This is a genomic window from Zunongwangia pacifica (assembly GCF_023499215.1).
Lineage (GTDB): Bacteria > Bacteroidota > Bacteroidia > Flavobacteriales > Flavobacteriaceae > Zunongwangia > Zunongwangia pacifica.
Genome location: NZ_JAKHSK010000042.1, coordinates 1 through 17332, shown reverse-complemented (window position 1 = coordinate 17332; position 17332 = coordinate 1). Strand labels below are relative to the sequence as shown.

Below are 17332 nucleotides of genomic sequence, written 5' to 3'. Positions count from 1 at the left end.
ATGAATACAGGGAGAAAAATTGCTTTGATTACAGGAGGAAGCCGCGGTCTTGGGAAAGATATGGCTTTAAAAACAGCCACAAAAGGACTGGGTGTGGTGATTACGTACCACAGTAAAAAAGAAGAAGCTGAAAAAGTTGTTGCCGAAATTAAGAAAACTGGGCAGAAGGCTGTGGCGCTTCAGTTGGATACCGCAACTATTTCAGGTTTCGATGAATTTAAAAGGAATCTTCAGCAAACTTTAAAATCTGAATTCGATGCTGAAAATTTCGATTTTCTGATTAATAATGCCGGGATAGGAATTAACGAGCCAATCGCCAAAACTTCTGAAGAAACTTTCGATCTTTTAACCAATATTCATTTTAAGGGGGTCTTCTTTTTAACCCAAAAATTGCTCGATGTTTTAAATGATGGCGGCGGGATTGTAAATATTAGTTCTGGGTTGGCCAGGTTTACGATGCCGGGTTACGGCGTTTATGGAGCCCTAAAAGCTGGAATAGAATCTTTAACCAGATACGAGGCTAAAGAATTTGGTAATCGCGGGATTAGAGTAAACGCCGTGGCACCGGGGGCGATTGAAACCGATTTTGGTGGTGGTTTGGTGCGTGATAATAAACAGGTAAACGATCATGTTAAACAATCTATCGCGCTAGATCGTGTGGGACAGGCAAGTGATATAGGTGGTGTGGTGGCCTTTTTATGTACAGAAGATGCGAAGTGGATAAACGCCCAACGTATCGAGGTTTCTGGCGGGCAAAATATTTAATCCATCAATGAGGAATTAATTCCCCCAGGTTTGCCTCGAAATCGGTGAATCTGTTTAGGTTGAAGAACTCATGGGTTCACCAAAGGGTTGTTGATGGTGGAAAATTTATAGGGGATTCCGTAGTCTTAGCTGCGGAATTCTTTTTGCAAATCTTTATCTTTAGTATGATGGAAAAGACAATGGGTTTAGAGGATTTTTACCGAAAAAAGATGGGGGAACTTCCTGGCGATATTCTACGAAAAACGGGGCAATTTAATGTGTTTAGGTTGAGGGATTATTTTGGGACCACCAAAGCGATGCCATATAGCCGGAAGGATTACTATAAAATTAGTCTGATCTCTGGTGAAAATGTGGTGCATTATGCCGATAAAACACTTAAGGTTGAAGAGAATATGCTTTTGGTGGCCAATCCACAGGTGCCGTACAATTGGGAACCGCTTTATGAAGATAAAACAGGCGCTTTTTGTGTTTTTACTGAAGATTTTATGAATGGCTTTGGAAACTTTAAGGACTATCCCATCTTCCAAAGTAGCGGTACACCAATCTTGTCTTTAAATGAGACCGATTTTAAACGAATATTGGCTATTTATGAAAAGATGTTTTCAGAAATTGCCTCGGTTTATGATTATAAGTATGATCTATTGCGGAATTTGGTTTTTGAACTTATTCACGAAGCCTTAAAATTACAACCGGCAAGCCTTCAGAAGAATAAAACCGAATCGAAAGCTTCAGATAGAATTACCTCTTTATTTATGGAATTGCTGGAGCGGCAATTTCCTATTGAAAATCCACTTCAGCAAATAAAATTAAAAAGTGCTGGGGAATTTGCGTATCACTTAAATATCCACGCAAATCATCTAAATCGGGTATTAAAAGAAACTACAGGTAAAACGACTTCGCAAGTTATTAACCAACGTATTGCTATAGAAGCAAGGGCGCTTTTAAAACATACCAGCTGGAATATTGCTGAAATTTCCTGGAGTCTGGGCTTCGAAGATCCTTCTTATTTTATCAAATTTTTTAAAAAAGCATCAGATGCTACTCCGGGCAATTTTAGAAAGTAATTAATTAGAAATGGTAAGAAACCTACCATTTTTTTCAACCCGATAGGCTTTCATAGCGTAATCACCATTACCTTTTACCTGTTCTCCCGTTAAGATATTATAAACATTATCTTCACAGCTACAAGTGGCTTCGATTCCGTTCATCGTCATGCCCGGGCAATCTGGATTTGGTACATGATTAGGGTCACTTAGTTCGAAAGCCAGATAAAGATCATTATTTACGTTATAAACTACTACGCCACCAATTCCAACACCTTCATAGTAAATAGCAACCTGATTCCCCGGAAATTGAAGTTGATTAAACTCGGCAGATTCAATATTCAATCGGTATTGAAAATTTATATCTACCAGATTAGGATTGTTGTTACGCCCGTCGTCACTAGATGAACAGCCTGAAATTAAAATGCTTAACAGACTAAAAAATAAAAAACGCTTCATTTAATTTCTTTTTTATCGCAAGGGTAAATTTCTTATATTTGTTAGAAACAATCCCATTATAGGTGGGATTTTTTTTATTAATAAACAATAATCTAATGATCATGCAGCTTTTAAATAATAAGTTCGCAGTCAAACCGCGGGACTTTATACATCTCCTTTAGTTGAATTTCTTTTTATTCACTAAGCCTTTTTTAAAAGGTCATTAGATTAGAAACAATCATTAAAAACATATTATTCTTTGGAAGAAGGCCTCTAAATAAAGGCCCTTTACCAATTATAAAAACGACGAAGTTATGAGTAAAGTATCTTATTACACTGCAGAAGGACTAAAAAAGTTGAGAGATGAATTAAATCAGCTTAAAGATGTAGAACGTCCAAGAGCTTCAGAGGCTATTGCTGAAGCCAGAGATAAAGGAGATTTAAGTGAAAATGCAGAATATGATGCTGCAAAAGAGGCTCAGGGGCTTTTAGAGATGAAAATTGCAAAATTAGAAGAGGTTGTGGCGAATGCTCGCGTTATCGACGAGTCGCAATTAGATACCTCTAAAGTTTTGATTCATTCTCATGTGAAAATTAAAAATCAAAATAACGGAGCCGAAGTTAAATATAAACTGGTGGCCCAGAGTGAAGCCGACCTGAAAACTGGAAAAATATCGGTAGATTCCCCTATTGGGAAAGGTTTATTAGGCAAAAAAGTTGGTGAGGTTGCCGATATTGCTGTACCCAGTGGAACCATGAAATTCGAAATTTTAGAGATTTGGCGTGAATAGTTTTAGCTAATCTCTTTTTAAGGTTTATAAAGTCCTTTTCTTAATCCTTTAACGGAGATTCAGGAAAAGGATTTTTAATTTTATAGTACTAATCAAAACAATCAATTATGGCCAGTTTATTCACAAAAATAATTCAAGGAGAGATCCCTGCCTATAAAGTTGCAGAGGATAGCCAGTTTCTGGCATTTTTAGATATTCGCCCAAATTGTAAAGGGCATACGCTTTGTATCCCTAAGCGAGAAGTAGATTATATTTTTGATATGGAAGAGCAAATGTATATGGAGTTGATGCGTTTTTCCAGAAAAGTGGCGCAAGCCTTAGAAAAAACCGTACCGTGTAAACGTATTGGTGTTGCTGTGGTAGGGCTTGAAGTGCCGCATACCCACGTACATTTAATTCCGCTTAACGATATGAGTGATATGAATTTTGCCAATCATTACGAAATGACCGATGACGAATTTAAAGAGCTGGCAGCATCTATCCACGTAAACTTGTAAGCTTGGAAAATTTTAAGCTTCAATTAAAATTAAGGATAGACTGGAGCGATCTTGATATGTATCGCCATGTAAATAATCTTAGTTTCATGCGTTTTATGCAATCTGGTAGAGTAAATCTTTGGGAAGCCACCGGGTTGCATAAAATGTATGCTGAAAAACATAAAGGGGCGATGCTGGTTTCTACCCATTGCGATTTTTAAAAAAGCATTACAATATCCGGGCAATGCCATTATTAAAACCCGTATCGCTGAAGTTGGAAACAAAAGTTTTAAAATTGAACATCATATTTTTGATGATCAAAATCAACTTTGTGCCGTAGGGCAAGATGTTTCGGTTTTTTACGATTTTACTGCAAATAAAACCCTGCCAATTTCTAACGATCTTCGGGAAATACTAGGCCAATATTAGGCCTTTTTAAGCATAATTTCAAAAGTAGTGCCTTCGCCAATTTCACTTTTGGCGACCCTAATGCGGCCGTTATGATATTCTTCTACGATACGTTTCGCTAAAGATAGACCAAGTCCCCAGCCACGTTTTTTGGTGGTTTGTCCCGGCTCAAAAATAATTTTGAATCGACTTTTGTCTATTCCTTTACCTGTATCGTGAACATATACAAACACCTGTTTCTCATTTTGTTTTATTTCGATGGTAATTTTTCCTTTACCACGCATTGCATCAATCGCATTCTTTACCAGGTTTTCGATAGTCCAGCTAAATAATTGGGTATTCAGGTTTACAATAATTTTCTCCCTTGGAACCTGTAAGTGAAAATCGATAAGTTTAGAACTTCTGGATTGTAAGTACTGGTAGCTTTGTCTGGTGGCTTCAACAAGATCGGTTTCTTCTAAGAGCGGGGCAGATCCAATTTTAGAAAAACGCTCTGTTATAGTTTCTAAACGCTGTATGTCTTTTTCCATTTCAACAACATACGTTTCGTTTACCTTTTCCTGTTTTAAAATTTCTGTCCAGCCAATTAATGAGCTTAAGGGCGTGCCTATTTGATGAGCCGTTTCTTTAGCCATTCCCGCCCATAATTTATTTTGTTCGCTGTTTTTGGTGGTGGTATAAAAGAAATAAATAACCCCAATAATTAAAAAACCAATGGTTACCAGCCCCAGTGGATAATACTTTAAACTATTTAATACAGGAGAATTACCATAATACACCTTATGCGTTCTAAACCTGTCCAGGTGCATGATTATAGGCTCGTTTTCAGCTTTTAGGTGGTTAAGGTAATTTTGTGCTTTCTCAGGGGTATCTATTTTTTCTGGATCAATAAAGTGAGAAGACACAATATTCCCTTCCTCATCGGTTTGCAAGGTAGGGATGCTGGTGTTACTGTTAAGAACATTCAGAATAAGCGGACTCAAATTCTGGTTACTGTCGGCGCGATCTAATTCTAACAGCGCTTCAGCCCAAATACTCATCTTGGTGCGTTCTTCATCTTTAAGTCGGTTAAAAAATATGGTGGTATTCCATAAAACCAATACGATAACGGCCAATCCTGCAAATATGATAAACCAACGGTTGTACTTTCGTTCGTCACTAAAATTCATAAAGAGTTCCTCTCCATTTTAAAAGCGGTTAAATATAAGCGTTTTAATGTGAATATTATTGTGTGGTCAATCTTTATATTCCTTATCCTAATTGTTACCTTTGCGAAAAATCGATGCATGTTAAGTATAGATTCTAAGGAAGCACCTTCTGGTGCTCTTTACAGATATTTAAGCGGAGCGGTGGGTCCAAGACCTATTGCTTTTGCGAGCACTTTAGATGCTGAAGGTAGGCCAAATTTGGCACCTTTTAGTTTTTTTAATGTGTTTAGTGCTAAACCGCCAATTTTGGTTTTTTCCCCGGTAAGACGGGGAATAGATGGGAGTCTTAAACATACCTTCTTAAACCTTAAAGTAGTTAAGGAGTGTGTGATCAACATCGTAGATTATAAGATGGTACAGCAAATGTCTTTAAGCAGTACTGATTATGCGGAAGGCGTAAATGAGTTTGAGAAATCTGGACTGCGCATGCAGCCTTCGGATCTTGTAAAACCTTTTAGAGTGGCAGAGTCTCCCGTACAGTTTGAATGTAAAGTAAATGAAATTATCGAACTGGGACAGGAAGGTGGTGCCGGAAATCTTGTAATATGTGAAGTCCTTAAAACACATATCAACGAAGAGATTTTAGATGAAGACGGCTATATAGATCAGTTTAAGATCGATCAGGTGGCCAGGATGGGAGGGAACTGGTACACCAGGGCAAAGGATGGCATGTTTGAGGTGCCAAAACCTATTGCTAATTTAGGAATTGGCGTAGACGCCATTCCGCAGGAAATTAGAGAAAGTGTTATCTTAACCGGTAATGATCTTGGTAAATTAGGGAACGTAGAAGAATTACCTAGTTTGGAAGAATCGAAATTATACGTTTCTGAAGACGATTTATTTACTGAGATTATTGCAGCAAAAGAAACAGAAGCAATTCATAAACAGGCGCAATTATTGCTGGATAACGGAAAGGTGATAGAAGCGTGGAAATTATTACTAGCAAATTATTAAACGAAGATGGAAGTACAAGGAAAGATTAAATTAATTGGAGATACCAAAACTTTTGGTAATAACGGATTTAGAAAAAGAGAATTAGTTGTCACTACAGAAGAGCAATATCCACAACATTTAATGATTGAGTTTGTCCAGGATAAAACAGATTTATTAAATAATTATCAAGTGGGGCAACCGGTGAAAGTTGGGGTTAACCTGCGTGGTAGAGAATGGGTAAACCCACAGGGAGAAACCAAATATTTTAACTCTATCCAGGGATGGAGAATAGAAAATTTACAGCCATCGCAACCTGGTGGTCAAAACGTACCACCACCAGACGATCATTTTGAGCCGGCACAGGATTTTAAAGATGAAGATTACGACGATCTTCCGTTCTAAAATTTAGATGATAATTTTTTGGAAAAGCTTAGTACCAACTTAACGTGCTAAGCTTTTTTCTTTTTGTAAATTTCTGAACCCTAAAACTCCGTACGTTGCAAATTTTAAAGCCATTTGATCCCTTTCCGGATATCGCATACACTTCAGATGAAGGATTGCTTGCTGTTGGAGGATCGCTTACTGAAAGCCGCTTGATGGAAGCATATTCCAAAGGGATTTTTCCGTGGTATGATGCGTCTCAGCCTATTTTATGGTGGTGCCCGGATCCCAGGATGGTTTTATTTCCGCAGAAATTAAAAGTTTCAAAAAGTATGAAACAACTTTTTAAAAAAGAAGCTTTTAAAGTAACTTATAATAACGCTTTTGAAACAGTAATTGAAAGTTGTGCCGAAATTGAACGAAAAGGGCAGCTGGGTACCTGGATTACACCAGAGATGAAGGCCGCTTATATCGGTTTACATGAAAAAGGAATAGCGCAATCTGTTGAGGTTTGGAGTGATGGTGAAATTGTAGGGGGATTATATGGCATTTATTTAAAGGACAAAAAGGTTTTTTGCGGAGAAAGTATGTTTGCAAAAGCGAGCAACGCTTCTAAATATGGTTTTATAAGTATGGTTAGAAAACTTCAGGAAAACGGAGTAAAACTTATCGATTGCCAGGTGCATACAGATCATTTAGAAAGTCTTGGGGCTGAAGAAATTTCTAGAAAGGAGTTTTTGGAATTTTTAAAGTAATAAACTGTGTCAGGCAGATTTATATTGGCCGGGAAGGCGATGACGATTATAGTGTAACCAATCAGCGCTATAATGGTGAAAACCCCTGTAATTACTTAGAGGCGAATAGTAGCTGCACACAGGAATTTTCAGAACTTATCACGTACGATGAAAGTGACGAAGCTGCATGGCCAGATGGGCTGCCACCAATTTTGGAAATTAAGGATGTTCAATATAGAATTTTAGAAGAATACCGTTAGTAATCTAAGAAGGGCTATTGCACTTCTGTATATCTAAAACAGGAAACTTCGTGATCATTTACCATTCCTGTGGCTTGCATGTGTGCATAAACCACGGTAGAACCTACGAATTTGAATCCGCGCTTTTTAAGATCTTTACTTAGCCGGTCACTAATTTCTGTAGTCGCCGGGGCTTCTTTATAGTTTTCAACTTTATTTTGTATTGGTTTGTGGTCAACAAAGCTCCAGATATAATGATCAAAACTGCCAAATTCGTCCTGAATTTTCATAAAAAGCTGTGCATTGGTAACGGCACTTCTTACTTTTAATTTATTCCGAATAATTCCCGGGTTTTGAAGCAATTCCTGAATTTTCTCTTCAGAATATTTCGCCACTTTTTTATAGTCGAAATGATCAAACGCCTCTCTGAAGTTTTCTCGTTTTCGTAAAATCGTGATCCAGCTTAAACCGGCCTGAAAGGTCTCCAGAATTAGAAACTCAAATAATTTTTGTTCGTCGTGAACGGGTACGCCCCATTCTTCATCATGATAAGCTTCGTATAAAGGATCGCCCAAACACCATCCGCATCGATGTTTTTTAGTCATTTTTTAAGGTTTAAATTGATAAGTAATCGTTCCCGGCTGATTATTCCTACCAGTGAGTTCGCTAAAAATCGCTTCAGAAGCATAAAGTAAGGCGTTTTCTACCAGACATTTATTATCTGTAGAAGAGCTAGCCTCATTAAACGATGCAGCTATCACGTGCCCACTTTCATTTACTCTAATATTAATGACTATTTTTCCAGAAACACTACACGTATAAATAGGATTTGGGATGTCTACTGCCGATCTTCCTTTTAAATTAAAGGAAATAGAGCTATTTCTTAAACTACCGCGCTTGGTTGAGGTTGTTTTATTGGAGTTATCCCCATCAGATCGTTCTTGTGCTTTTTTACCCGATTTTCCAACAGCATAATCTCCTGAAGAATTACTTTCGCTGTTTTCTGAGATCTCGGTTTGTGAAGCCGAATTCTTCTGGAAAATATCATTTAACTGTTTATCGAAATTCGCTTCCCTGGCCTCATTATTTTGATCGAAAGCCCTATGGGTTTGAGTTTTGGAGTTGGTGGGTTCCGGTTGTTTTTCGGGTGCTGGTTCTTCCTCTTTTTGTTTTAAAGATTCGGTAAAGGAATCTAAATCCACTAAAAACTCCTGGTTTCTTCTAGCGCTATTTCCTAAATGCCAGTTATACAGAGCTAAAAACAATACTAAAAACACCAAAATGGTTAATAGTAAGGCTTTATGTTTTTCTATAAACTGCATATTTTTTAAACGATGGTTACGGCGTGGTATTCTCTCGTGAAGGTAGCAATTTTTCGAATTCTTCCAGAAGGAGTCCGTTTTCTACATTAAAATCTCCAATTTTTGTTCTTCTTAATGCGGAAAGGTGCGCGCCACTGTTCAGTTTTTTTCCAAAATCGTGGGCAAGGCTTCTTATGTAAGTTCCTTTGCTGCAAACTACCCTGAATTTGATATCAGGAAAAGCTGAAGCATCAGTTTCAAACTCATCAATACGAATCGTTCTCGATTTTATGTCAACTTCTTCGCCTTTTCGGGCATATTCATAAAGTCGTTTTCCATCTTTTTTCAATGCTGAAAAGACCGGGGGAAATTGTTCAATTTCACCAATAAAGCTTTTGGTGGTTTCAGCTATATGTTCTTTAGAAATATGATCTATAGGAAAAGTTTGATCAATTGCGGTTTCCAGGTCGTATGAAGGGGTGGTGGCACCAAGATTAAAAGTGCCTGTGTATTCTTTTATTTGTCCCTGAAGTTCGGGTATTCTTTTGGTGAATTTGCCGGTACAGATAATTAAAAGCCCTGTTGCCAGTGGATCTAAAGTTCCTGCATGGCCTACCTTGATCTTTTTAATATCACAGCTTTTACGAATCATCCAGCGTACTTTATTTACCAACTGAAAAGATGTCCAGTTTAACGGCTTGTCGAATAATAAAATTTGTCCGTTTTTAAATTCTTCGGCTGTAAGCGCTTGTTTATGCATTAATTAATGGAATTTTTTTATTCCTTCAAGACAGAATTTCAACAACATTTAATGAAGGATATTTAGTTTTCGGCTTTAAACCTATATACAAATTTATAACTGGTAACTTTAAATCCGTAGTTTTCGTAAAATTTATGGGTGTTTGTCCTTTTTATATTCGTTGAAAGTTCGATCTGCGGAATCTTGAGCGCTTTTATTACTGAGATTAGATGATCCAAAATAATTTTTCCATATCCTTTTCTACGGAAGTCTTCAGCAATAAAAAACTCTTGGATTTCAGCGATTTTTGAAGCATGGTGCAAAAGAGACTGGATGTGGCAGGAAACAAAACCTATAACCTGATCTTCAACCTCAGCAACAAAATAAAGAATGTTCTGCTGTTTCAGGTTTTCTGAAAATATTTGATGCTGTGTAGCTTTGTCAAACTCACTTTCTTTAAGCTGATTAATAAACCGAAAAATGATATCAAAATCATCGATTTTCGCTTCCCGGATTTTCAGCTTAGTCATAATTTATGCTCTCTTTTATGCAAAATACCCAAAGGCGATTGCAATGATCCCAACGATAAAACAGTAGATTGAGAAATAAGAAAGTTTACTTTTTTTAACCAAAGAGATCATCCAGGTGCAGGCAATCAATCCCGATAAAAATGCCGCCAAGAAACCAATAATAAGATGAGATCCGCCAACCGATTCTTCGGTAATATTACCATCCATCAAATCTTTGGCAATTTTACCAAATATTAATGGTACGACCATTAAAAATGAAAAACGTGCTGCTTTTGTTTTATCGTTCCCTAAAAGAACCGAAGTCGAAATGGTAGAACCACTACGTGAAATTCCCGGTAGCATGGCAATAGCTTGTGAAACACCAATTACAAAAGCGTTCATAAAACTTACCGGCTTCCCGGTGTCTTTTGCTTTATCGGCCAGCCATAATAAAAGTGCGGTAATGATTAGCATAAAACCAACAAAGATAACGCTGCCGCCAAAAAGTTCTTCTAAATAATCTTCAAAGAAAACACCAATAAGGGCAGCCGGAATCATTGAAATGATAATCTTGGCTGAAAACTGTGTTTCTTCATTCCATTTAAACTGAAAAAGACCTTTAAAAATCTTGAAAATGTCTTTTCTAAAAACGACAATCGTACTTAAAGCTGTAGCAAAATGGAGCACAACGGTAAACATCATAGACTCTTCGGGAAGGCTGCTGTCTCCTAAAATGGCTTTTCCTAATTCTAAATGTCCGCTGGAAGAAACGGGTAAAAATTCAGTTAATCCCTGAATAATCCCCAGGATGATGGCGTCTAAAGTATCCAAATTTTATTTTTTGTTTGGGTTTACTAAAATGGCATAAACCTGAATTCCGAAACCAATTAAAACAATGGTTGGGGCAAGGCGAATGCGCTGAAAATTATAAACAGCTTCATTGAATTCGTTAGGATCGTCGCTACCGCCACCTGCCATCAAAATGAATCCCAAAGCGATGACTGCCAGACCGATAAACATAAATTTGTAATTCTTTTTACCGAAAATAAAATTTTTGTCCTGTTGTTGGGGCTTGGTGTTATTGCTCATGTTTTATGATTTTAGCTTTAATAATAAAGCTCATCTGTTTTTAAATTTAGAAATCTGGTGGTTGCAAAAAATGTACTTAACCAGGTAATTACAATGCCGGTTAAAAAAACACCTCCAAATAAAGCTAATATCAGTTTTTTATCGGCCAGTAGGTTTAGTTCGGCAAAACTATTATTTAAATAATAAATTACTGCTGCCATCCCTACAAGGGCAACCATGGCGCCAATCATTCCCAGTTTTACACTATTCCAGATAAATGGACGGCGAATAAAGCCTTTAGTGGCGCCAACCATTTGCATGGTTTTTATCGTAAAACGTTTAGAATAAACCGATAGTCTTATAGAACTATTGATAAGTAAAACGGCTATAAACGTAAATAAAGCACTAACGATTAAAACCCAAAAACTAATTTTCTTAAGATTGTTATTCAGCAAAGAAATTAGGGGTTTATCGTAAGCAACTTCATCTACGGCACTATTTTCTGAAAGTTTGGCAGCAATTTCCTCTACTTTTTCAGAAGAAACAAAGTCGGCATTCATATACACATCGATAGAATTTTGAAGCGGATTATAATCCAGAAATTCCATAAAATCTTCACCAATGGCTTCTTTGGTTTGCTTCGCCGCTTCTTCTTTAGATACAAAAGTTACCGATCTTGTATACGACGCCGTATCTAAACTTTTGGTAAGATTTTGCATAACATCATCTTTTGCATCATCGTTAAAATAAACGGTGATGGCAATTTGTTCCTTAAAATGATCGGCTACCTTTTTGGTATTTAATACCAGTAAACCTAACATTCCCAGTAGAAAAAGTACCAGTGCGATACTTAGCACTACGGAAAAGTAAGATGAAATTAAACGTCGCTTTTGATATCGTTCAAACGATGTACTCATAAACAGCTACCAATTTTTTGTAAAAATAATAAAGTAAACGGTTTCCAGACTTTCTTAACGCCCAAACTTTACTAATTATTCTGATAAGCGTAAATTTGAAGGAATAAGATTCATTTTTTGTAAAAATGCTATTAAAATTTTGAGCTTAAATGCTCCTACTTCAGAAAACGGAAAATTGAAACGATGAAAATTCTTATTTATGGAACCGGTGGAGTTGGAGGTTACTTTGGTGGCCGACTGGCAAAAGCTGGGCAGGAGGTAACTTTTATAGCCAGAAACGAACATTTAAAGGCAATCAAAGAAAACGGACTTAGGGTGAAAAGTATAAATGGTGATTTTGAGGTGAATCCAGCTGAAGTAACCGATGATATTACCAAAGTTCATTCTCCTGATCTGGTGATTTTAGGACTAAAATCCTGGCAGATAAAAGATGCCGCAAAAAACCTAAAATCGATAATTACCAAGGAAACTATGGTTTTACCATTGCAAAATGGCACCGATAATATGGAAAAGCTTCGGGAAGTAATTCCTGAAAAAAATATTTTGGCCGGTCTTTGTAAAATTTACAGTAAAAAAGAGGCGCCGGGAGTCATTAATCATTTTTACCTTGAACCCGAGATTGTTTTTGGAGAAATGGATAATGAAAAATCAGATCGGGTTTTAAAATTAAAGGAAATTTTTAATAATGCTGGTATTAAAGGAATTGTTACAGACGATATTTATAAAGCCATCTGGAAAAAGTTTGCCTTTATTGCTACGGTAAGTGGTTTGGGAGGTTTAACCCGGGTGGGTATTGGTAAAATGTGGCAGGATGATTATTTACAGGATATTTTAAAGAAAACCGGACTCGAAATTCAGGCAATCGCACAGGCAAAAGGAGTTGATTTTAATGATGAAGATGTAGCACAGTTGTTTCAGTTTATCGGGAATCAGGGGATGACGGCAACAGCTTCTACACAGCGGGATATCATGGCAGGCCGTCCTTCAGAATTAGGGAATTTTAACGGTTATATCGTAGAACAGGGAAAGAAATTAGGAATTGAAACTCTGGTGAATGAATTTATTTATCGTGCATTATTACCGATGGAAAAGGAAGCGAGAAGGGGGTAGACCGCTTTGTTTTTAGAAGTTAGAATTGAGATCGCTGCGCTGTTAGAGTTTAGACTTGAGAAAATAAGTTTTTTTGTGGTAAAAAGGAAACAAGATTAAAGAATCAAGAATCATGATTATAAATATTGAAGGCTGAATCTCCTTGTCATGCTGAACTCGATTCAGCATCTCATCAATATTTTCTAATTATTAAACACTAACTGCTGTCAATCGTAAACCAGCAACTATCTAGCTAAACCTATTTCCATTCTTAATTGCTGCGACTGGTTTAAAATTGTAAATTTGCGGGAATTGTTTAAGATAGATACAGGATTCAAGTGAATTCCCAGAAATAGATTCCGTTAGGAACTTTAGAAATAACGAAAAATGAACTACAACTTCAACAAAATTGAAGCCAAATGGCAAAAGTATTGGGCAGAAAACCAAACTTTTAAAGCCTCCAATTCCTCAGAGAAACCAAAATACTACGTACTCGATATGTTCCCTTATCCATCGGGAGCCGGTTTGCACGTTGGGCATCCGCTGGGATATATTGCCAGTGATATTTATGCGCGCTACAAACGCCATAAAGGTTTTAATGTGTTGCATCCTCAGGGTTATGATAGTTTTGGGCTTCCGGCAGAGCAATATGCGATCCAGACCGGGCAGCATCCTGCCATCACGACCAAAGATAATATTGCGAGATATCGTGAGCAATTAGATAAAATTGGATTTAGTTTCGATTGGAGTAGGGAAGTGCGTACTAGTAATCCGGAATATTACAAATGGACGCAATGGATATTTATTCAGCTTTTTGAATCCTGGTATGATCTGGAAGCTGATAAAAGCCGACCTGTTTCTGAACTTTCAGCAATTTTCGCTGCGGAAGGAAATACTAGAGTAAAAGCGGCTTGCGATGATGATATAGAGGATTTCTCAGCCGAAGCCTGGAACAAATTTTCTTCCGAAGAAAAACAACGAATTTTACTGAAATATCGATTGACTTATCTTGCTGAAACCGAAGTAAACTGGTGTCCGCAACTGGGAACGGTATTGGCAAACGACGAGATTATAAATGGCGTTTCAGAACGTGGTGGTTATCCGGTAATTCGTAAGAAAATGACCCAGTGGAGCATGCGGATTTCTGCTTTTGCAGAGCGTTTGCTTAATGGTTTGGAAAAGCTGGATTGGACAGATAGTTTAAAGGAAAGTCAGCGTAACTGGATCGGAAAATCAGTTGGGGCAATAGTTGAATTCCCCATCCTATCCTTCCCCAAAGGGGAAGAGAAAGCAAAACCCGGTTATATGACGGGAGGCAATAACTCCCATCTTCTAATTGAAAAGGCAAAAGAAAATAGAAAAAATCCAACCGAAGCAGAAGCCGCACTATGGTCTCAACTTAGAAATAAGCAACTGGACGGCTATAAATTTAGGCAACAGCACTTAATAGATGATTTTATTGTAGATTTTGTTTGTCTTTCAAAGAAATTAGTGATTGAGGTCGATGGCGGAATTCATAAGGAGACTAAAGAATATGATGAAGAACGAACAAAAATTCTTGCAGACAGCGGTTTCGAAGTTTTAAGATTTAAAAATGAGGAAGTTTTAGGGGGGATTGAGACTGTTCTTGAGAAAATCAGTAATAATTTAGCACAATTAAAGGATTATTCAGATCAGGAAAACGAAAGCAATATTCCCCCTTCGGGGGCTAGGGGGATTAAGGTGTTCACGACTAGACCTGATACGATTTTTGGAGTAACGTTTATGACGCTTGCGCCAGAGCACGATCTGGTAAAAGAAATCACTACGGATGCGCAGCGCGAAGAAGTAGAAGCGTATATCGAAGCGACGGCAAAGCGTAGTGAACGTGAGCGAATGGCCGATGTAAAGACGATATCCGGAGCTTTTACCGGGGCTTATGCCGAGCATCCATTTACCAAAGAACCGATCCCGATCTGGATTGGAGATTATGTGTTGGCAGGCTATGGGACCGGAGCGGTAATGGCTGTGCCATGTGGCGACCAGCGTGATTATGATTTTGCCAAGCATTTTGAAATTCCTATTAAAGATATTTTTGAAAATGCTGATATTTCTGAAGAAGCACACAGCGGAAAAGAAGGAACGGTAATCGCAAATTCAGATTTTTTAAGCGGATTAGAATATAAAGAGGCACTGCAAAAAGCGATTCTTAAATTAGAAGAAATAGGCGCGGGTTATGGAAAAACCAATTATAGATTACGAGATGCAGTATTTTCTCGCCAGCGTTATTGGGGAGAACCATTTCCTGTATATTATGTAAATGGTTTGCCGCAAATGATTGATGTAGAGTATTTACCATTGCATTTGCCAGAAGTTGAAAAATATCTTCCAACCGAAACCGGTGAGCCGCCATTAGGAAACGCAAAGAAATGGTTTTGGAATAGAAAATTAAATAAAGTCGTAGCCCCTCCTTTGGAGGGGGAAGGGGAGGATATATTTCCTTTAGAATTGAACACAATGCCAGGTTGGGCTGGTAGTAGCTGGTATTTATTCCGTTATATGGATGCCGGGAACGATGAGGTTTTTGCTTCTGAAGCGGCATTAGATTACTGGGAAAATGTAGACTTGTATATCGGAGGAAGTGAACATGCCACCGGGCATTTACTATATTCGAGATTCTGGACTAAATTCTTAAAAGATCGCGGATATTTAAAAGTAGAAGAACCTTTTAAAAAGCTGATCAACCAGGGAATGATTCTTGGGACCAGTGCTTTTGGGTACTATACTTATTATTCCATTATTAATAAGTTTACTAAAGAGGTAATTGTAGATAGGAAGTTAGTGTTTATTCCAAAGGAAGTATACATTGAAACTTTAGCTGAAGGAAGTGATTCATTAGAAAAGATAATTGACAGGGATGTAGATATAAACTTAAAAGAAAGAATTGATAAGGGTGAATTGATTCTTGGTATGCCTGTAAATTATACTCATATCCCTGTAGAATTTGTTAATTCTTCAGATGAGTTAGATGTTGAAGCTTTTAAAAACTGGAGACCAGAGTTTAAGGATGCTGAGTTTGTTACTGAAGAAAGCGGAGCTTATGTTGTAGGTAGAGAGGTGGAAAAAATGTCGAAATCTAAATATAATGTGGTTAATCCAGATGATATTTGTGAAGATTTTGGTGCCGATACTTTAAGAATGTACGAAATGTTCCTTGGGCCTATCGACCAGGCAAAACCATGGAATACCGCCGGGATCACCGGAGTGCATAACTTCCTTAAAAAGCTTTGGAAATTATATTATTCCTCCCCTAACCCCTCCGAAGGAGGGGAACAGACTTTTTTTGTTTCTGAGGAGAAAGCTTCAGCAGATGCTTTAAAAACATTGCATAAAACCATCAAAAAAGTCACTGAAGATATCGAGAATTTCAGCTTCAATACATCGGTATCTACGTTTATGATTTGCGTGAACGAGTTAAGTGCACAAAAATGTAACAGCCGTGAAGTTTTAGAGCCTTTAGCGGTGCTTATTGCGCCTTATGCGCCGCATATAGCTGAAGAATTATGGAGTAAGTTGGGACATTCAGAATCAATTTCAACCGCTACGTATCCAGAGTTTGAAGAGCAATTTTTAGTAGAAAGCACTAAAAATTATCCAATTTCATTTAATGGAAAAATGCGTTTTACGATGGAGTTACCAATGGATATGAGTAAAGATGAGATCGAGAAAACGGTAATGGCAGACGAGCGTACTCAGAAACAATTAGACGGCAGAACACCTAAAAAAGTTATTATCGTTCCTGGTAAGATTGTAAATATTGTTGGGTAATTTTTAGCTCTTAGCGCTCAGCCTTCAGCTGTAAGCTGATTTTTAATAATACATTAAACCTCACAGGTTTTTAAAACCTGTGAGGTTTAATTTTTTTTCGTCTCACTATAAGGTTTGCCATTCTAATTTATAGCTCTTGGGACGCGTTCTTATTGATATGAAGTGAAATTTCAGGAGATTTCTCGACTCGTACCTCGCTCGAAATGACGAATCGTACTTTTTTGAATAATTGGGCTGAAAAAGATATGGGATTTGTATTAGAAAGCTGAATGATGAGCAATAAGTAAATAGTAGTCATTTCGACTGGAGCGTAGCGAAACGGAGAAATCTCAATTTTCAAAAAGAATCTACAAAAGATCTCTCCGCTTCGGTCGAGATGAACTGTGTTTATATACAAGATAAATTTAAGTTATTTTCGGTGTAATAGGTTTTTTGTGTAGCAATAGCAAAGGCCTGCTTTAAAAGTTTGTTGACCACCGCTATCAA

The 17332-nt window shown here is 37.4% G+C and carries 20 protein-coding genes; 11 read left to right on the top strand and 9 right to left on the bottom strand.

Annotation, left to right across the window (positions count from 1 at the left end; translation table 11 throughout):
- Nucleotides 1-765, top strand: coding sequence for an SDR family oxidoreductase (locus L1967_RS19545; protein ID WP_249603191.1), 765 nt, complete (start codon nt 1-3; stop codon nt 763-765).
- A 164-nt stretch (nt 766-929) separates the two neighbouring features.
- Complete coding sequence (locus L1967_RS19540) at nt 930-1829, top strand: helix-turn-helix domain-containing protein (RefSeq protein WP_249603190.1); 900 nt, start codon at nt 930-932, stop codon at nt 1827-1829.
- Here the strand turns inward: L1967_RS19540 and L1967_RS19535 are convergent, their stop codons facing one another.
- The gene (locus L1967_RS19535) at nt 1830-2267 is read right to left on the bottom strand and encodes a putative periplasmic lipoprotein (protein WP_249603189.1); all 438 of its coding nucleotides are present in this window, start codon (nt 2265-2267) and stop codon (nt 1830-1832) included.
- A 293-nt stretch (nt 2268-2560) separates the two neighbouring features.
- On the opposite strand from L1967_RS19535, the gene greA reads away from it, so the two are divergent.
- The 4 genes from greA (at nt 2561) to L1967_RS19515 (ending at nt 3942) form a co-directional block, all read left to right on the top strand.
- The gene (gene greA / locus L1967_RS19530; RefSeq protein ID WP_249603188.1) at nt 2561-3037 is read left to right on the top strand and encodes a transcription elongation factor GreA; all 477 of its coding nucleotides are present in this window, start codon (nt 2561-2563) and stop codon (nt 3035-3037) included.
- 107 nt (nt 3038-3144) lie between these two features.
- Nucleotides 3145-3534 carry an HIT family protein gene (locus L1967_RS19525; protein ID WP_249603187.1) on the top strand — a complete coding sequence of 130 codons (390 nt, stop codon included), beginning with the start codon at nt 3145-3147 and terminating at the stop codon, nt 3532-3534.
- A gap of 2 nt (nt 3535-3536) precedes the next feature.
- On the top strand, nt 3537-3734 hold the full coding sequence (locus tag L1967_RS19520; protein WP_249603186.1) for an acyl-CoA thioesterase: 198 nt from the start codon (nt 3537-3539) through the stop codon (nt 3732-3734).
- The gene (locus L1967_RS19515; RefSeq protein ID WP_249603185.1) at nt 3682-3942 is read left to right on the top strand and encodes an acyl-CoA thioesterase; all 261 of its coding nucleotides are present in this window, start codon (nt 3682-3684) and stop codon (nt 3940-3942) included. The genes L1967_RS19520 and L1967_RS19515 overlap by 53 nt, the downstream gene beginning before the upstream one ends.
- Here L1967_RS19515 and L1967_RS19510 read toward each other — a convergent pair.
- On the bottom strand, nt 3939-5090 hold the full coding sequence (locus tag L1967_RS19510; RefSeq protein WP_249603184.1) for a sensor histidine kinase: 1152 nt from the start codon (nt 5088-5090) through the stop codon (nt 3939-3941). The two genes, L1967_RS19515 and L1967_RS19510, sit on opposite strands and share 4 nt — an antisense overlap.
- Nucleotides 5091-5207: 117 nt before the next feature.
- Here L1967_RS19510 and L1967_RS19505 point away from each other — a divergent pair, with 117 nt between their 5' ends.
- From L1967_RS19505 to aat, 3 genes are all read left to right on the top strand, one after another.
- On the top strand, nt 5208-6083 hold the full coding sequence (locus tag L1967_RS19505) for a flavin reductase family protein (protein WP_249603183.1): 876 nt from the start codon (nt 5208-5210) through the stop codon (nt 6081-6083).
- 6 nt (nt 6084-6089) lie between these two features.
- Nucleotides 6090-6464: a DUF3127 domain-containing protein gene (locus L1967_RS19500; RefSeq protein WP_249603182.1), complete on the top strand. Its 375-nt coding sequence runs from the start codon at nt 6090-6092 to the stop codon at nt 6462-6464.
- A 95-nt stretch (nt 6465-6559) separates the two neighbouring features.
- Nucleotides 6560-7198: a leucyl/phenylalanyl-tRNA--protein transferase gene (gene aat / locus L1967_RS19495; protein ID WP_249603181.1), complete on the top strand. Its 639-nt coding sequence runs from the start codon at nt 6560-6562 to the stop codon at nt 7196-7198.
- Between the two features lie 253 nt (nt 7199-7451).
- Here aat and L1967_RS19490 read toward each other — a convergent pair whose 3' ends face one another.
- From L1967_RS19490 to L1967_RS19460, 7 genes are all read right to left on the bottom strand, one after another.
- Complete coding sequence (locus L1967_RS19490) at nt 7452-8021, bottom strand: DNA-3-methyladenine glycosylase I (protein ID WP_249603180.1); 570 nt, start codon at nt 8019-8021, stop codon at nt 7452-7454.
- Nucleotides 8022-8024: 3 nt separating this feature from the next.
- Entirely contained in the window at nt 8025-8738 is a 714-nt protein-coding gene (locus L1967_RS19485; protein WP_249603179.1) for a hypothetical protein, read from the bottom strand.
- A 16-nt stretch (nt 8739-8754) separates the two neighbouring features.
- Entirely contained in the window at nt 8755-9477 is a 723-nt protein-coding gene (truB, locus tag L1967_RS19480; RefSeq protein WP_249603178.1) for a tRNA pseudouridine(55) synthase TruB, read from the bottom strand.
- A 62-nt stretch (nt 9478-9539) separates the two neighbouring features.
- The gene (locus tag L1967_RS19475; protein WP_249603177.1) at nt 9540-9986 is read right to left on the bottom strand and encodes a GNAT family N-acetyltransferase; all 447 of its coding nucleotides are present in this window, start codon (nt 9984-9986) and stop codon (nt 9540-9542) included.
- Between the two features lie 15 nt (nt 9987-10001).
- Nucleotides 10002-10796: an undecaprenyl-diphosphate phosphatase gene (locus L1967_RS19470; RefSeq protein ID WP_249603176.1), complete on the bottom strand. Its 795-nt coding sequence runs from the start codon at nt 10794-10796 to the stop codon at nt 10002-10004.
- Between the two features lie 3 nt (nt 10797-10799).
- Nucleotides 10800-11054, bottom strand: coding sequence for a DUF3098 domain-containing protein (locus L1967_RS19465; protein ID WP_249603175.1), 255 nt, complete (start codon nt 11052-11054; stop codon nt 10800-10802).
- Between the two features lie 17 nt (nt 11055-11071).
- Nucleotides 11072-11950 carry a cell division protein FtsX gene (locus tag L1967_RS19460; protein WP_249603174.1) on the bottom strand — a complete coding sequence of 293 codons (879 nt, stop codon included), beginning with the start codon at nt 11948-11950 and terminating at the stop codon, nt 11072-11074.
- Between the two features lie 183 nt (nt 11951-12133).
- Here L1967_RS19460 and L1967_RS19455 point away from each other — a divergent pair, with 183 nt between their 5' ends.
- Complete coding sequence (locus tag L1967_RS19455; RefSeq protein WP_249603173.1) at nt 12134-13060, top strand: ketopantoate reductase family protein; 927 nt, start codon at nt 12134-12136, stop codon at nt 13058-13060.
- Between the two features lie 366 nt (nt 13061-13426).
- The gene (locus tag L1967_RS19450) at nt 13427-16846 is read left to right on the top strand and encodes a leucine--tRNA ligase (protein WP_249603172.1); all 3420 of its coding nucleotides are present in this window, start codon (nt 13427-13429) and stop codon (nt 16844-16846) included.
- The last annotated feature ends 486 nt before the right edge of the window (nt 16847-17332 follow it).

Bases quoted from the DNA above. Each gene is read 5' to 3' on its own strand.
- truB (WP_249603178.1), bottom strand. From the start codon at position 9,477: ATGCATAAACAAGCGCTTACAGCCGAAGAATTTAAAAACGGACAAATT.
- L1967_RS19500 (WP_249603182.1), top strand. From the start codon at position 6,090: ATGGAAGTACAAGGAAAGATTAAATTAATTGGAGATACCAAAACTTTT.
- L1967_RS19535 (WP_249603189.1), bottom strand. From the start codon at position 2,267: ATGAAGCGTTTTTTATTTTTTAGTCTGTTAAGCATTTTAATTTCAGGC.
- L1967_RS19465 (WP_249603175.1), bottom strand. From the start codon at position 11,054: ATGAGCAATAACACCAAGCCCCAACAACAGGACAAAAATTTTATTTTC.
- L1967_RS19540 (WP_249603190.1), top strand. From the start codon at position 930: ATGATGGAAAAGACAATGGGTTTAGAGGATTTTTACCGAAAAAAGATG.
- L1967_RS19450 (WP_249603172.1), top strand. From the start codon at position 13,427: ATGAACTACAACTTCAACAAAATTGAAGCCAAATGGCAAAAGTATTGG.
- L1967_RS19525 (WP_249603187.1), top strand. From the start codon at position 3,145: ATGGCCAGTTTATTCACAAAAATAATTCAAGGAGAGATCCCTGCCTAT.
- L1967_RS19505 (WP_249603183.1), top strand. From the start codon at position 5,208: ATGTTAAGTATAGATTCTAAGGAAGCACCTTCTGGTGCTCTTTACAGA.
- L1967_RS19475 (WP_249603177.1), bottom strand. From the start codon at position 9,986: ATGACTAAGCTGAAAATCCGGGAAGCGAAAATCGATGATTTTGATATC.
- L1967_RS19460 (WP_249603174.1), bottom strand. From the start codon at position 11,950: ATGAGTACATCGTTTGAACGATATCAAAAGCGACGTTTAATTTCATCT.
- greA (WP_249603188.1), top strand. From the start codon at position 2,561: ATGAGTAAAGTATCTTATTACACTGCAGAAGGACTAAAAAAGTTGAGA.
- L1967_RS19545 (WP_249603191.1), top strand. From the start codon at position 1: ATGAATACAGGGAGAAAAATTGCTTTGATTACAGGAGGAAGCCGCGGT.
- L1967_RS19455 (WP_249603173.1), top strand. From the start codon at position 12,134: ATGAAAATTCTTATTTATGGAACCGGTGGAGTTGGAGGTTACTTTGGT.
- L1967_RS19515 (WP_249603185.1), top strand. From the start codon at position 3,682: ATGCTGAAAAACATAAAGGGGCGATGCTGGTTTCTACCCATTGCGATT.
- L1967_RS19490 (WP_249603180.1), bottom strand. From the start codon at position 8,021: ATGACTAAAAAACATCGATGCGGATGGTGTTTGGGCGATCCTTTATAC.
- L1967_RS19485 (WP_249603179.1), bottom strand. From the start codon at position 8,738: ATGCAGTTTATAGAAAAACATAAAGCCTTACTATTAACCATTTTGGTG.
- L1967_RS19510 (WP_249603184.1), bottom strand. From the start codon at position 5,090: ATGAATTTTAGTGACGAACGAAAGTACAACCGTTGGTTTATCATATTT.